This is a genomic window from Marinobacter sp. DS40M6, assembly GCF_028581595.1.
Classification (GTDB): domain Bacteria; phylum Pseudomonadota; class Gammaproteobacteria; order Pseudomonadales; family Oleiphilaceae; genus Marinobacter; species Marinobacter salarius.
This window is the reverse complement of the sequence record NZ_JAFCAE010000008.1, coordinates 93,514-107,716: the sequence shown is the minus strand read 5'-3', so window position 1 is coordinate 107,716 and position 14,203 is coordinate 93,514. Positions and strand designations below refer to the sequence as shown.

13 protein-coding genes and 1 riboswitch are annotated in these 14,203 nt (G+C 58.0%); of the genes, 7 read left to right on the top strand and 6 right to left on the bottom strand.

The window, feature by feature from the left end:
* Positions 1-80 precede the first annotated feature (80 nt).
* The 4 genes from cpdA to thiC form a co-directional block, all read right to left on the bottom strand.
* The gene (gene cpdA / locus JJO78_RS18385; protein ID WP_036203523.1) at positions 81-887 is read right to left on the bottom strand and encodes a 3',5'-cyclic-AMP phosphodiesterase; all 807 of its coding nucleotides are present in this window, start codon (positions 885-887) and stop codon (positions 81-83) included.
* Positions 888-1,082: 195 nt separating this feature from the next.
* Positions 1,083-1,568 carry a DUF1249 domain-containing protein gene (locus JJO78_RS18380; RefSeq protein WP_036203520.1) on the bottom strand — a complete coding sequence of 162 codons (486 nt, stop codon included), beginning with the start codon at positions 1,566-1,568 and terminating at the stop codon, positions 1,083-1,085.
* A gap of 1 nt (position 1,569) precedes the next feature.
* A complete protein-coding gene (locus tag JJO78_RS18375; RefSeq protein WP_036203517.1) occupies positions 1,570-2,187 on the bottom strand; it encodes an NUDIX domain-containing protein in 618 nt (205 codons plus the stop codon).
* 410 nt (positions 2,188-2,597) lie between these two features.
* On the bottom strand, positions 2,598-4,475 hold the full coding sequence (gene thiC / locus JJO78_RS18370; RefSeq protein ID WP_151981431.1) for a phosphomethylpyrimidine synthase ThiC: 1,878 nt from the start codon (positions 4,473-4,475) through the stop codon (positions 2,598-2,600).
* 74 nt (positions 4,476-4,549) lie between these two features.
* Positions 4,550-4,664, bottom strand: a riboswitch (TPP riboswitch).
* A gap of 158 nt (positions 4,665-4,822) precedes the next feature.
* Between thiC and JJO78_RS18365 the strand changes: the two genes are divergently transcribed.
* Positions 4,823-6,202: a TolC family outer membrane protein gene (locus JJO78_RS18365; RefSeq protein ID WP_273624402.1), complete on the top strand. Its 1,380-nt coding sequence runs from the start codon at positions 4,823-4,825 to the stop codon at positions 6,200-6,202.
* Positions 6,203-6,263: 61 nt separating this feature from the next.
* Here the strand turns inward: JJO78_RS18365 and waaA are convergent, their stop codons facing one another.
* On the bottom strand, positions 6,264-7,532 hold the full coding sequence (waaA, locus tag JJO78_RS18360; RefSeq protein ID WP_126810596.1) for a lipid IV(A) 3-deoxy-D-manno-octulosonic acid transferase: 1,269 nt from the start codon (positions 7,530-7,532) through the stop codon (positions 6,264-6,266).
* Positions 7,533-7,704: 172 nt separating this feature from the next.
* On the opposite strand from waaA, the gene lpxL reads away from it, so the two are divergent.
* The 4 genes from lpxL to JJO78_RS18340 are packed head-to-tail and all read left to right on the top strand — an operon-like array spanning position 7,705 to position 11,770.
* On the top strand, positions 7,705-8,655 hold the full coding sequence (gene lpxL / locus JJO78_RS18355; protein ID WP_085681611.1) for an LpxL/LpxP family Kdo(2)-lipid IV(A) lauroyl/palmitoleoyl acyltransferase: 951 nt from the start codon (positions 7,705-7,707) through the stop codon (positions 8,653-8,655).
* A complete protein-coding gene (locus JJO78_RS18350) occupies positions 8,656-9,603 on the top strand; it encodes a mitochondrial fission ELM1 family protein (protein ID WP_273624401.1) in 948 nt (315 codons plus the stop codon).
* Positions 9,600-10,715: a glycosyltransferase family 4 protein gene (locus tag JJO78_RS18345; protein WP_136634094.1), complete on the top strand. Its 1,116-nt coding sequence runs from the start codon at positions 9,600-9,602 to the stop codon at positions 10,713-10,715. The genes JJO78_RS18350 and JJO78_RS18345 overlap by 4 nt, the downstream gene beginning before the upstream one ends.
* Positions 10,712-11,770, top strand: a complete 1,059-nt coding sequence (locus JJO78_RS18340; RefSeq protein WP_273624400.1) for a glycosyltransferase — start codon at positions 10,712-10,714, stop codon at positions 11,768-11,770. Before JJO78_RS18345 ends, JJO78_RS18340 begins: the two co-directional genes overlap by 4 nt.
* Here the strand turns inward: JJO78_RS18340 and JJO78_RS18335 are convergent.
* On the bottom strand, positions 11,694-12,404 hold the full coding sequence (locus JJO78_RS18335; RefSeq protein ID WP_273624399.1) for an SGNH/GDSL hydrolase family protein: 711 nt from the start codon (positions 12,402-12,404) through the stop codon (positions 11,694-11,696). The genes JJO78_RS18340 and JJO78_RS18335 overlap by 77 nt on opposite strands.
* 60 nt (positions 12,405-12,464) lie before the next feature.
* Here JJO78_RS18335 and JJO78_RS18330 point away from each other — a divergent pair, with 60 nt between their 5' ends.
* Together JJO78_RS18330 and JJO78_RS18325 are read left to right on the top strand one after the other, a co-directional pair.
* The gene (locus JJO78_RS18330; RefSeq protein ID WP_273624398.1) at positions 12,465-13,133 is read left to right on the top strand and encodes a YrbL family protein; all 669 of its coding nucleotides are present in this window, start codon (positions 12,465-12,467) and stop codon (positions 13,131-13,133) included.
* Between the two features lie 91 nt (positions 13,134-13,224).
* Positions 13,225-14,133: a lysophospholipid acyltransferase family protein gene (locus tag JJO78_RS18325; protein WP_136634098.1), complete on the top strand. Its 909-nt coding sequence runs from the start codon at positions 13,225-13,227 to the stop codon at positions 14,131-14,133.
* Positions 14,134-14,203: the final 70 nt, after the last annotated feature.

Genomic DNA, 14,203 nt, shown 5'->3' with positions numbered 1-14,203 from the left:
TCTTGCTCGTCCTGAGCGAAGCCTGAATTATATACGCAATAAGGTGGCCATTAACAGGCCGCCTACCGATCAGCAACCCGCTAATATCCGGTGCTGTTGCTATCCAGCTCGAACACAAAATCCGTCGCCCGGCTGACTTCAGTGGAAAACTCACCCGACGGCAACAATTCGAACCACCGATAGCCCGGCGCCTTATCCTCCACCGAAAACTCCACGGAGCCGGCTGTAAACTGTATGCAGGTCGACGGCGTCGCCAGCAGGCGCGCACTCTTGCGGGTTTGATCCAGTTCCTGATGGATATGGCCCCAGAGGACGATTTTTACCTGCGGGAAACGATCGATCACCTGCCAGAACGCGTCACGATTGCGAAGCCCGATCGGTGACATCCAGCGGGTATCGATTTCAACCGGATGGTGGTGAAGAGCGACCAGTGCTGGCAGGTCGGGATTCTCACTCAGGGTCTTCTCCAGGAACGCCAGCTCAGGCTCCGAAAGCTCACCGAACACCTTCCCGGGAACCGAGGTGTCCAGCAGCACAAACTGCCACCCACCCTGGATAATATGGCGCTGATTGGCTCCTCGCTCGGCGGCGATACGGGATAGCAGTGGCGAATCGTCATGATTCCCGGCCATCCAGGCCGTGTCACACTGAAAGACCTCCAACTTGTCGCCAAACAGGCGGTAGGCTTCTTCGCTTGCATCCTGGGCAATATCACCCGTGGCGAGGATAAGGTCCGGCTGGCCATGGTCCCGGAAAACCTGAGCAATCACGGCATCCAGGCTGTCCCTCGTATTGACACCCAGCAGCCCACCCGCCGGATCGGCCATCAGGTGCGGGTCAGTCAGTTGTAGCACCCGGAGGGCACGCTGGTTGTCGTTCTCTGTCATGGCACTCGTGGTTCTTGCGTTTGCGCAACACACACCGGTGAAGCAGACCTACTGGCAGGTTATTGAGTTTTTCCGCCTGCATCCAGAATATTCATCACATTCTGCTCAGGCTTTCCCAGGCAATTGCCGGTTTTGACAACTCTCGCACAGTCTACGAGCACTCTATGCCATTGGATGCAGAGCAGACATACAACCTTAGTCCACGCCCTCTCCGGCGGACCAGGCGGCATGTTCCATCGGCAAGTGGCCGAAACGCAGGCAGTAATCCAGCCAGTCGGCCAGGAAACTGTTCACCTGAACTTTCTCGTCAGGGTGGTGCATGAAGCGGTTCGGGTAGTCGTTCACCGGCGCAATCTGTCGATCGCGGTAACAGCTGATAACCTCGGCCATGGTGGCATCGTGATAGACCCGAACCGTCAACTGGGGATTATTCAGCCAGCGCCCGGAGTTGTGCACCTGTTCAAGCAGCAGGGTTTCCGTAAACTTTGTGGTTTGCAGCACTTCGATGCGAACACGGCCCAGGTACTGGTCCTCACGATGAAGCTCGAATTCACAAATGGGGCGGCCCTTGGCTTCAAGCCTCCGCAGGCGGTGAAGCCGCATGTAATTACCATCACACAGCGCGCCGAAACGTCTTAGATCCGGTACATAACGCCGGGGTTTCATTACCCACTCTGTCATATCAGCTCCAACCTTCCCGCAAACGCGGGCGATTCAACTGCAACCACTGCAGCGCGATGATCGCGGCAGCGTTATTGATACGTCCATCATAAATCATTGCGATGGCTTCGTCGGCGCTGAATACATGAGCACGGATATCTTCGTGTTCATGCTCCATGCCAAACAAACCGCCGGCGGATTTGGTGCTGATGCGACCGCAGTATAGGTGGATCAGCTCTGTGCTCCCGCCGGGAGACACAAGATAGTCGCAGATTTTGTCCAGCGGTTTAAACGTCAGGCCGGCTTCTTCCTGGCCTTCTCGCTGGGCAACATCTTCGGGCGACTCACCCTCCTCGTTCATGCCAGCCACGAGTTCCAGTAACCAGGGAGACTGCTTCCGACCTAAAGCGCCGAGGCGGAATTGTTCGAGAAGAACAACTTCGTCACGATCGGGATCGTAAGGTAATACGCAGGTGGCGTCGCCGCGGATGAAGAGTTCGCGGGTGAATGTTGGCATTTGCCCGCCGTCAAAGCGCGGGTGCGTCAGCCAGAGCTTGTCCATGCGGAAGAAGCCATGGAACACGGTTTCGCGTTTTTCGATTTTTACGTCACGGTCTTTAAACTGGAACGGTTCGGTCATTACTGGTTTCAGATCCGTTTGTGAGAACGATTCTGAAAGATAGCCGGATTTACGGGGCTACTGCAAGCTCGGGCCCCAGCCTTAAATCACGGGGAGGCAGCAATTGGGAACCCCTTTTCCAAAACACGCTCAAGCCCGTCCCTGGGGCGCTTGAGCTCCGCCATCCATGGCTCCGCACAGTTTTGGAAAAGGGGTTCCCAATAACTGCTTCGAGCATTTGTGCAATCCTCAAAAAGCGACCAACGAGGCGATGACTGCCAATACCAGATTGAGCCAGGGTGGTGGCCCCGTTCAGAAACGTGCGGAGCCAGGGATGGCGGAGCCCGAGACGCACAGGGACGTCTCGAGTCGTTTTCTGAACGGGGCCACCACCCTGGCTCACACTCCGAACCAAGCAGTCTTACAAAAGGTCAAACCTTGTCATAAAGCTTGGACCCAGCCTCCACAAACTCCCGGGATTTCTCCTTCATGCCGGCATCCACCGCCGACACCTCGTCGAGGCCATTTTCCTTGGCATACTCCCGAACTTCCTGGGAAATCTGCATGGAACAGAACTTCGGGCCGCACATGGAGCAGAAGTGGGCCACCTTGGCGGAGTCCTTCGGCAGGGTTTCATCGTGGAAGGCACGAGCGGTGTCCGGGTCGAGGCCGAGGTTGAACTGATCTTCCCAGCGGAACTCGAAGCGGGCTTTGGACAGCGCGTTGTCGCGGACCTGGGCACCGGGGTGGCCCTTTGCCAGATCAGCGGCATGAGCTGCGATTTTGTAGGTGATGATGCCGGTCTTTACATCGTCCTTGTTGGGCAGGCCCAGATGCTCCTTCGGGGTAACGTAGCAAAGCATGGCGCAGCCGTACCAACCGATCATTGCCGCGCCGATACCGGACGTAATGTGGTCGTAGCCAGGGGCAATGTCCGTGGTCAGTGGCCCGAGTGTGTAAAACGGTGCCTCATCACAGCATTCCAGCTGCTTGTCCATGTTTTCCTTGATCAGCTGCATGGGCACATGGCCCGGCCCTTCGATCATTACCTGAACATCGTGCTTCCAGGCAATCTTGGTGAGCTCACCCAGGGTTTCGAGCTCGCCGAACTGGGCTTCGTCGTTGGCATCGGCAATGGAGCCGGGACGCAGGCCGTCACCGAGACTGAAAGCCACGTCATAGGCTTTCATAATTTCGCAGATGTCTTCGAAGTGCTCGTACAGGAAGCTTTCCTGATGATGAGCCAAACACCACTTGGCCATGATGGAGCCGCCACGGGACACAATGCCAGTGGTACGCTTGGCCGTCATTGGCACGTGATGCAGGCGTACGCCGGCATGGATGGTGAAGTAATCCACGCCCTGCTCTGCCTGTTCGATCAGCGTGTCGCGGAAAATTTCCCACGTCAGGTCTTCGGCAGCGCCGCCGACTTTTTCCAATGCCTGGTAGATGGGCACGGTACCGATGGGAACCGGCGAGTTGCGGATGATCCATTCACGGGTTTCATGGATGTTCTTGCCGGTGGACAGATCCATGATGGTGTCAGAACCCCAACGGGTGCCCCAGGTAAGCTTTTCGACTTCTTCCTCGATGGAAGAGCTGACCGCTGAGTTGCCGATGTTGCCGTTGATCTTCACCAGGAAGTTGCGGCCGATGATCATCGGTTCTGTTTCCGGGTGGTTGATGTTGTTGGGAATAATAGCCCGGCCGCGAGCAACTTCGTCCCGTACAAACTCAGGGGTAATTTCCTGGGGCAGAGACGCTCCGAATGATTGGCCCGGATGCTGGTCTTTCAGGAGCCCCTGCTCCCGGGCTTCCTGCAGCTTCATATTCTCGCGAATGGCGATGAATTCCATTTCCGGCGTGATGATCCCCTGGCGGGCATAGTGCATCTGGCTGACGTTCTTGCCGGGCTTGGCCCTCAGCGGCTTGCGCTCATCCATAAAACGGAGTGGGTCCAGCAGAGGGTCTTTCATCCGGCGACGCGTGAATTCAGAGGTGTAATCGGATAGCTGCTCTACATCTCCGCGCTCCTCAATCCAGGCGGAACGGATGGGCTTGAGTCCCTTACGCAGATCAATAGTGGCTTCAGGGTCGCTGTACGGACCGGAGGTGTCATAAACGGCGACGGGCGCATTTTTCTCGCCACCCATGTCGGTCGGCGTGTCGCCCACAGTAATTTCCCTCATGGGCACCCGAATATCAGGTCGGCTACCCTGTACGTAGATTTTTCGGGACTGGGGCAGCGGCTTGATGGCTGCAGAATCGACTTTTGCTGAATCGCTAAGATAGGAAGGTATTGTTGTCATAGTGCGTCCCCGGGTTGATTAGGTATACGGGTCGCGCATGACGGGCAGTGATCACAGAACGGTTCTGTGTCGTTGCAGCATATTGTCTCAAATCCCTACGCCGGTATTATCCGGATCAGGTTGCGGGTTCTGCATGGCAATCTCAGCCGGCGGTCAGATGTTCTGACGCCAGCACCCCGTCAAGACGCGAAATCAATGTAATTGACACTTACAATCAGTGCCGACTGCAAGTGTAGAGCTCAGGCCGATTATTGTCCATAATGGCGAGCCTGAAACGCTCAATGGTTATCTGAACATATGTGGCCAGGTATTCCAACACGCCGGGTGATTCACTAACAGGAGACATCATGAAGAAACGACTGCTTTCCGGGCTGATTGGACTGCTCGCAGCCCAGCCTGCACTATCCATGGATCTGGTTGAGACGTACGAGAAAGCACTCTCCTATGATTCCGGCATTGCAACCGCCCGCGCCACGTTTGAAGCTCAGCAGGCAGCAAGCGATGTCAGCCGTAGCAACCTGCTGCCGCAGATCGGTGCCTTTGGTGAAGCCAGCCACACCGACGTGGACGGCCCCAGCCAGGACGCGGCATATAAAACCTACGCCTACGGCGTCGAGCTGACCCAGCCATTGTTCCGAGCCGACACCTGGTTTAATTACGACGCCAGCAAATTCCAGACGGAAGCCGCGCAGGCCGAATACAACCTGGCTCAGCAGCAGCTGATTCTTGACGTCGCCACCGCCTATTTCAATGTCCTCAGGGCGGCAGACACCTTAACCACTGCCCGCGCTACCGAGGCGGCCATTCAGCGTCAATACGAGCAGGCACAGGAACGCTTTGATGTGGGACTGATTGCCATTACCGAAGTGTATGAGGCTCGTGCCAGCTATGACGACAGCAAGAGCCAGCGTATCGCTGCAGAGAGCGACCTGGATATCGCCCGCGAACAACTGGCACGATTGACCGGCGAGTACACTGAAGACCTGAACAACCTGCGCCGGAACTTCCCCCTCGGCCGCCCGGTGCCCATGGACCCTTCAGCCTGGGAAAACACCGCACTGAGTCAGAACTGGCAGATCCAGTCAGCCCTCTATGACCTGAACACCAGCGAGGCCAACCTGAAGAGCGCGAAAGCCGGTCACCTGCCAACGCTTGACCTGAATGCGTCCTACGGCAACACGGAGATTGATGGGCTGGAGCAGCCAACTCTGACACAGGGCCAGCGCGATGGCACAACGACCGAGGGTCGCATCGCCCTTACCCTCAACGTTCCCCTGTATATGGGCGGCGGAACCCAGGCCGGCGTGCGACAGCAGCGCTCCCAGGTGACGGTGGCGGAGCAGTCGCTAGAGACAGTACGTCGGGATGTCCGGGTAAACACGCGCAGCCTGTTCCGTACCGTGAATACCAACATCGAGTCTGCCTCTGCGCTGGAACAAACCATCATTTCCCGCCGCAGTGCATTGGATGCCACCCGCGCCGGTTACGAAGTGGGTACACGGAACATCGTGGAAGTGCTGGATGCGGAACGGAACTATTACGTGGCATTGCGTGACTTTGCCAATGCCCGTTATGACTACGTGATTAACACCCTGAACCTGAAACAGGCGGCTGGCACCCTCAGCCCTCAGGATCTGGTAGACCTGAACAACTGGCTGAGCGCATCAGCACCGGGGATTGAAGCCATGGCTAACGAGCAGGAAACCATCGACAACCCCTCCCAGTAAACTGATGAAAATCAGGCCGGGGCACCATGCCCCGGCCAATACAAAACACCGGTATCACGCCTTAGACCCGCTCAACTATCCCATCAACCACTTTCTCGAGCGCACCACGGTTGGCATTCACAACCGCCAGCGCGTTGTGACCCGCGTTTTGCGCAGAAGCTCTGTCCGAAAAGAGATGAACAACGCACCGGGCAAGAGACTCCGCTGAATCCGTAATAAACAGACCCTGTCCTGAATCAAGGCGGTCGTAAATGTTTTCGAAATTGAATATGTGCGGCCCGGAAACAACGGGTATTCCCCAAGCGGCTGGCTCCAGCGGGTTGTGGCCGCCACGTTCAATCAGCGAGCCGCCCACAAAGGCCACATCGGAGGCGCCGTAAAGCATTAGCAATTCACCCATGGTGTCACCAAGATACACCTCGCGCCCTACCTTTCCGCCCCCGTCACTTCCTGACTGGGACCGACGGACAAGAGAGAGCCCCATGGCGTCAATGAGCCTGGCCACATCATCAAAACGCTCTGGATGCCGCGGCACAATCATCAGCAATGCGTTCGGGAAATGCTCGAGGATTTGTTGGTGAGCCTCCAATATCTGGCGATCCTCACCGTCGTGGGTACTGGCTGCAATCCAAACCGGACGGTCAGCGCCCAGCGCCGCCCTCAGCCCCGAAGATTCGGCGCGTACTTCGTCCGAGACCTCAACATCAAACTTGATACTGCCGGTCACCGACACCGATTCCGGCGTGGCCCCAATACGCAGGAACCGGCCAGCGTCTTCCTCTGCTTGCGCGGCTATCCAGCTAATACTGCGGAGCAGCGGGCGAACCAGTGACGCCACCCGCTCATATCCCCGCGCGGAACGGCTGGAAAGGCGCGCATTAATGAGGAAAATGGGCACTTGGCGTTGGCGACTAAGAGCAATCATATTGGGCCAAAGCTCAGTTTCCATAATCACAAGCGCCCGGGGCCTTACGCGGCCAACAAACCGGCGCACCGCACCGGGTGTGTCATATGGTGAGAAAGCATAGTGGACCCGGTCACCGAACAAAGCCCTGGCTCGGGCCGAGCCGGTCGGCGTCATCGCGGTCATCAATATGGGGATATCAGGATTACGCCTCAGCAAGGCTTTCACCAGGGGGGCGGCGGCAATGGTTTCACCCACCGATACGGCATGAACCCATATGACCGGCTCATCGAAGGCCTCCACGTACCCCAGGCGCTCCTGCCAGCGCACGAACGCTTCAGGATTGGTACGCCCGATCCACCACAACCGCAGCAACACAAACGGCAGCGCGATGCGGAAAAAAAGGGAGTAGAAAAAATGAAGCATGGTAACTCCGGCCGGGTCGATGCGGCGATCATTCTACATAAAGCGGTGGCCGGCGTCTGCGACCTGGAATTCATGATTTTCCGCAACTTGCGGATATTGCGGCTTTAGCCGGAGATAATGGCCCTGCTAAACTCCGGTTCTTGCCGTTAAAAATCATCAGGGACTGACACGAGTGAAGACCGCTAAACAGAGAACTCGCGACACCCGCTATACCAGCTACCTACATCCGCGCTGGTGGCCAACCTGGATCGGGGTCGCTGCCATGTGGCTGGGTGCCCAATTGCCACTGAAGTTACAATGGTGGCTGGGAAAACGGATTGGTGACATCGCCTATCGCTTTGCCGGCCATCGCAAGCAAATCACCGATGTGAATATTCGCCTGTGCTTTCCAGAGTTATCCGAAACGGAAAAGCAGACACTGGTGAAGGCGTCATTCCGCGCCAACGGCATCGGTGTCATGGAGATTGGGCTGGCCTGGTTCCGCAGTCCCACCAGCTTCATGCCCATTACAGAAGTCCACGGCCTTGAACATGTCGACGCTGCGCTTGCCAGAGGCAAGGGCATCCTGTTGCTGGGCGGTCACTACAGCACCCTTGACTTGGGGGGCGCCCTGGTCACCGAATACATTGAGGCCGACGTGATGCAGCGCGACCATAACAACCCATTGATGAACGCGGTGATGACCCGCGCCAGGGAACGTCGTTATGGGGTGGCACTGGACAGCCGGAACCTGCGCGGCCTGCTCAAACAGCTCAAAAACAACCGTATCGTCTGGTACGCCACAGATCAGGACTACGGCCGCAAAGGCATCGTTTTTGCCCCATTTTTCGGAGTGCCTGCGGGGTCCATCACCGCCACCTCGCGCATAGCCGACCGTAGCGGCTGTGCCGTGGTGCCGTTCAGCCATTTCCGACGGGAACACGCTCCAGGGTACGATATCTACTTCCATCCTCCACTGGAGAACTTTCCTTCCGGAGATGACATGGCGGACGCCACATTGGTAAACAAAACCATCGAAAACGAAATCCGAAAACACCCGGACCAGTACCTCTGGATGCATCGCCGCTTCAAGACCCGTCCTTCCAGGGAAGATCCCAACCTGTACAGCAAGGACGCAAACTGAATGCGCTCCCACACGGGTTCACCCGCCCCGGTTGTCTGGCTACTGACCGATAATAAGCCTGGCCATCACAACCAGCTGAAAGGGTTGGGCAACCGGCTTCGGGTGCTGGCTGGCGCCAGCGTGAGTGAAATCGATGCGACCGAAGCGCCCCCGCCCTTGTGGCGGGCGCTGCTTGGCGTTGCGCCGGCCATGGATAAAGCCCTGGGAAGACCAAACCTGATTATCGCAGCCGGCAGCGGTACTCATCGCCTGTTGTTATCCCTGCGGCGGCTCCGAAAGGTAAAAACCGTGGTTTTAATGAAACCGGGCTTCCCTCTCAGCTGGGTCGATGCGGCCATCATTCCAGAACACGATAAGGTCCCCCCAGCCAGACATGTCCTTGCCACCGAAGGTGTCATAAACGCAATCACGCCCCTGGCCAGAATTACCGACAAACCCGAAGGCCTTGTTCTCGTAGGCGGCCCCTCACCCCATTTCGACTGGGATGACGACGTTATTCTCGGACAGTTATCCCAGCTAATGGGTCGCTACCCGGAATGGCGTTGGACGATCAGCGGCTCTCGCCGTACGCCCGAAAACCTGTTGATGCAACTGAACGACCTGGCAGGCCCGAAGGTCACGGTCGTGGATTCCAAGCGAACGCACGCCAGCTGGCTTCCCCACCAACTCGCCGCCTCCCGCGCGGTGTGGGTCACACCAGACAGCGCCTCCATGGCCTGCGAAGCTGCCACCTCCGGCGTGCCTACGGGTCTGTTTGAGCTCGCGCCCAAGAATAACAGCCGGGTCGCCCGGGGCATAGCCAGCCTGGTAGAGAAAGGGTACGTTGCGCACTGGAGTGACCATGCCTCGGTTATGGCTGGAAAATTGCGCGGATCGCAGGAGCTTTGGGAGGCTGATAGGGCCGCAAGGTGGCTGATTGAACACTTTTTAAGGGGAGGCAAACGTTGAGGATTCTGCAGGCGTTACCCGCGCTATACAGTGGCGGGGTGGAACGAGGCACCGTGGAGTTCGCCGCCGACCTGGTGAAACGTGGGCACGAGTCCTATGTGGTTTCGAAAGGCGGCCCCATGGCGGAGCAGCTTCGTGGGCAAGGCTCGGAACACATTTTCATGCCAATACACCGGAAGAACCCGGCGTCATTCGGACAAATCCTGCCCATGCGCAAGCTGCTTCTGGAGCTGAAACCGGACATCATACATGTCCGCTCCCGTATGCCCGCCTGGATCATCTTCCTGGCTCTGAAGACCATTCCAGCCAACCAGCGCCCGGCCGTCGTCTCAACCTTTCACGGCATGTATTCCGTGACCCCCTACAGCGCCATCATGACCCGGGCTGATCACATCATCGCCGTGTCCGGTTGTGTTCGGGATTATGTGCTGAACAAATACCCGGTGCCGGAAGAAAAACTGACCGTCATCCAACGGGGCGTGGACGTGAGTGCTTTTCGACAACGGGAGCTCAGCCCACAATGGCTGGACCGCTGGTTCCGGCAGTACCCACAATTGGCCCAGAAAAAGATCATCATGATGCCCGGGCGCATTTCCCGCTGGAAAGGCCAACTGGACTTCCTGGCCATGATGGCGCAGCTGGTGCAAAAACGACCGGACTGCCACGGCATCATTGTCGGCGGCGCTGAACCTGGCAAGGAGCAGTTTCTGGAGGAGCTGGAAAAGGAACGTGCCCGCCTGAACCTGACCGACAAGGTGAGTTTCCTCGGCCAGCGCAACGATATGACCACCCTCTACCTTCTGGCGGACGTGGTCTGCCACATGTCCACGAAACCAGAACCTTTCGGCCGCACCGTTACCGAAGCCCTGGCCTCCGGCACACCGGTGGCCGCCTTTGACCGAGGTGGCGCAGCCGAAACACTGCGCGCTTGTTTCTCCGACGGATTGGTACCGCCAGACAATATAGAAGCGTTTGCCCAGACCGCGCTCGCCCTCCTCGACAATCCCCGACCTGAGATAGAGATACCCTGGCGATTCCAACTGGAAGCACAGACCGAAACTACGCTGAAGGTCTATGAGAACCTTCTTGCGCGGAGGCCTGCGCACCAATGAATGCGCAAGGCCCGCTGACAATCGCGCTGATCATCGCCACACCCGGCACAGGCTGGGGCGGTATGGAAACGCACACAGCCGACCTCGCGAACGCCCTCTCGACAAGAGGCCACACCGTTCACGTTCTGGCACACAGCCACTACAGCGAACGCTTCGCCTCGCCGGTTTGTTTCCATCCACTGCCCGTGCAGCTCGGCCGACGCAACCCCTGGCTGCACTACCGCCTGCGGCGACACCTTCGCTCCATCCACCCGGATATCGTTCATGCCCAGGGCAACAAGGCCGCTAACCTGGTCAGTTCAGTCCGTCATCTGAACAGTGCAACAGTGGGTACGCTTCATGGCACCAAGCGCTCCCATAAGGGATTTGATCGGCTGGATGGCGTGATTGGTGTCAGCCGTGATATTACCGACACCATTGCCCAAGCCAATGCTCGGCTGATCCACAATGGCTTACCGCCTGTGGACACCTCCGGCGAAGAAAAGACGGAGGCCCCGACCTTCGAAATTCCTGCAGATCGCCCTCTCCTGTTAGCCGCAGGCCGTCTGGAGCCGGTAAAACAGTTCGACCGGCTGATTCGCGCCTGGGCCAGGGCCGACTGCGATGGCAGTCTGGTTATCCTGGGTGATGGTAGCCAGCGTGCCCAACTAGGCACCCTGATTCAGGAGCTGGACGTCTCAGACCAGATACTGCTTCCAGGCCACGAGCTCCATATGAAGCCCTGGCTCCAAGCCGCCACCGCCTGCATCATCAGCTCCAGCCGCGAAGGTTTTCCTTATATCATGGTGGAAGCGCTGATGGCGGGTTGCCCGGTACTGTCAACGCCAGTCAGCGGCGTGGGGGAATTCCTGCCTGAACAGAGTATTGCCGCGTCTGACCGCGTTGAGGATATCGCCACACTGATTCGCACCAATCTCCGCAACCCGATGGTTATGAGGGATTCCCAAAACAGCAGTTTCCTGTGGGCCCGGGAGCAACTCAGCCTTGAGGCGATGGTATCGAAGACTGAGGCCTTCTATCGGGACCTGTTGGCCAGTATGTCGACAGCGCGCTGATCACCGTATCCGCCAGGAGTCGATGCCCAGTTTCGGTAAGGTGGGTTCCGTCTGCCATCAAGGACTCGGCTTTCCGCTGCCATAATGGGCGGTAGGCATCAGCAAAAAACGCATTTGGCTCACGTTCGGCTAACTCTCGCAGGCCCTCATTGTAGCGCTCAATGCGCGGGTTCCGGGGTTCGTCGAGGTTCGGCGGCGTGGACACCAACGCGAACAGGGTGTCGGGGGCCGAGCGCAACACACGCTCAATATTGCCCAGATACTCGTCCAGCGGCACCTGCTCCACCGCGCCCCAACGATCCTGCAGGTGGAGACGCCGGGCCCATTTCTTCAGCTTTTTGACGAGCTTTCGGGCAAGCTTCCTGCGGGGGCTGTCCGGGTAATAAAGCACGTAGGGCGCACCACGAAAGGTGAGCCAGGAATCAACGAGCCCATACTGAATAAACACCAATTGATAATTCCTGGGCGGGAAGGCCTCAGCATACTGAAGCAGCTCACGGGTTGTGCTCATGGTATGACCACAATTGGTGAGCGAAAGGCCCAATTGCTTCGCAACGATCTGCGGCCAGACCGGTTCATGATAGTCTCTCAGGCCCTCGGTATTACAATCACCGTAGGCAATACAACCGTTCATAACGTGGCTTCCCGAGGCTTCCGTTGCACAAGGCAATAAAACGAGATTCGGATACGATCCATGATTGACCTGTCAGGCATTGAGCCATTCGCCTCTGGCTACAACCGACACTGCTACCGGCATCCGGATGATCCGGCATTGTGTCTCAAAGTACTGCGGCCTGAAAACATCGAAGTTCGGTTCCAGCGCCAGGCCTGGCCAAAGAAAATGCTCGGCAGAGCGAGGATTGATGACAACCGCCAGGAACTCCGGGCGCATCAACAGCAAGCCATTCGGGCGCTGATCAACGATGGCCACGACGAACTGGTCTGGGCGCACCTGCCGCAATTCCATGGCGCGGTGGAAACCTCGCTCGGCCTGGCAAACATGAGTGAGCTCATCTTCGATGACCACGGCCTACCGGGCGAAACGCTCGAACACTACCTGAAACACCGAGGGTTTGATCAACCGGTTCAGGACGCTGCAGACCGCTTCTGCAACTGGTTACTCGAAACCGGAATCCTCACCCGGAACCTGCTGCCCCACAACTTGGTGATCGCCGACAGGGGCGGACAACCGGAGCTGTTTCTGGTTGACGGGCTCGGCGCCCCCACCATCCCCGACAAATTGGCCACCCTCTCCGCTTGGCGAAAGCGATACATTGGCCGTCGTATCCGGCGCTTTTACCTGAGAATTGGCTGGGAAACCGGCGACCGAAGCACCAGCTGGGAAGCCTCACAGAGGCTGTAATGGCCAGCGGTCACATTCATCAACCTTGCCGCCCACGCCGGATGGTGGTAGCTTCCGCTCATCCTGTTTCCTGTTGATAGTCCTCTGGATTATGGCGTTTTCCAAAGCAACGTTTCTGATTACCGCTCTCCGGCTTGCCGGTAAACTCCCCCTGCGTGGCGCCCAGCTTATCGGGCGCTTCCTTGGCATGATCAGCTGGATGTCCAGATCCCAGTACCGCACGGTTACCGACATCAACCTGAAAATCTGCCTGCCGGAGCTGACGGACGACCAGCATGATCGAATGGTGCGCTCCAGCCTGCGGCACACCGGCCAGACCATGATGGAAATCCCCCTGATGTGGGAGTGGCCAGTGGAACGCTGCCTGGGCCTGATCCGCGAGATCGAAGGCGAAGAACTGCTCGCAGAGGCAAAAAAGGACGGCCGGGGGCTGTTGCTGCTGGCACCGCATCTCGGCAACTGGGAGCTCACCGGGCTTTACTTTTCCTCCCGGTACCGCATGGCGGCCCTCTACAGCCCGCCCCATATCCGGGAATTCGAGGATTACATGATCCAGGTTCGCGGGCGCATGGGCTCGGAGCTGGTTCGAGGTGACCGTCGCGGGCTGGCAAGACTGATCACCCTGCTGCGGGAAGGTGAGGTCGCCGGCATCCTCCCGGACCAGAGCCCAAGAGGCAAAGGCAACGCGTATGCCCCCTTCTTCGGCATGGAAGTGCGCACCATGACCCTGGTCTCGAAGTTGTTGCAGAAGTCCGGCGCCAAACCCCTGGTCACGTACTCCGAGCGCCTGAAAGACGGCGAAGGTTTCCGGCTGGTGATTCGCGAGTGCGAGCCTGGCATTGCCGACCCGGACCCGGTGACCGCCACAACTGCCCTGAACAAATCCATTGAGGATGTGGTACGGGAAGTGCCGGAACAATACCAGTGGGAATACAAACGCTTTCGCCATCGACCACCCGGCCTCCCCCACCCTTACCGGCCCGGTAGAGTGTGTAAGTAATTCCCCCCTCACACAGCCGGTGCCCGCGGAGTACTAAAACTGTATAATCCGCGTACCGAAGCAGTCTCCA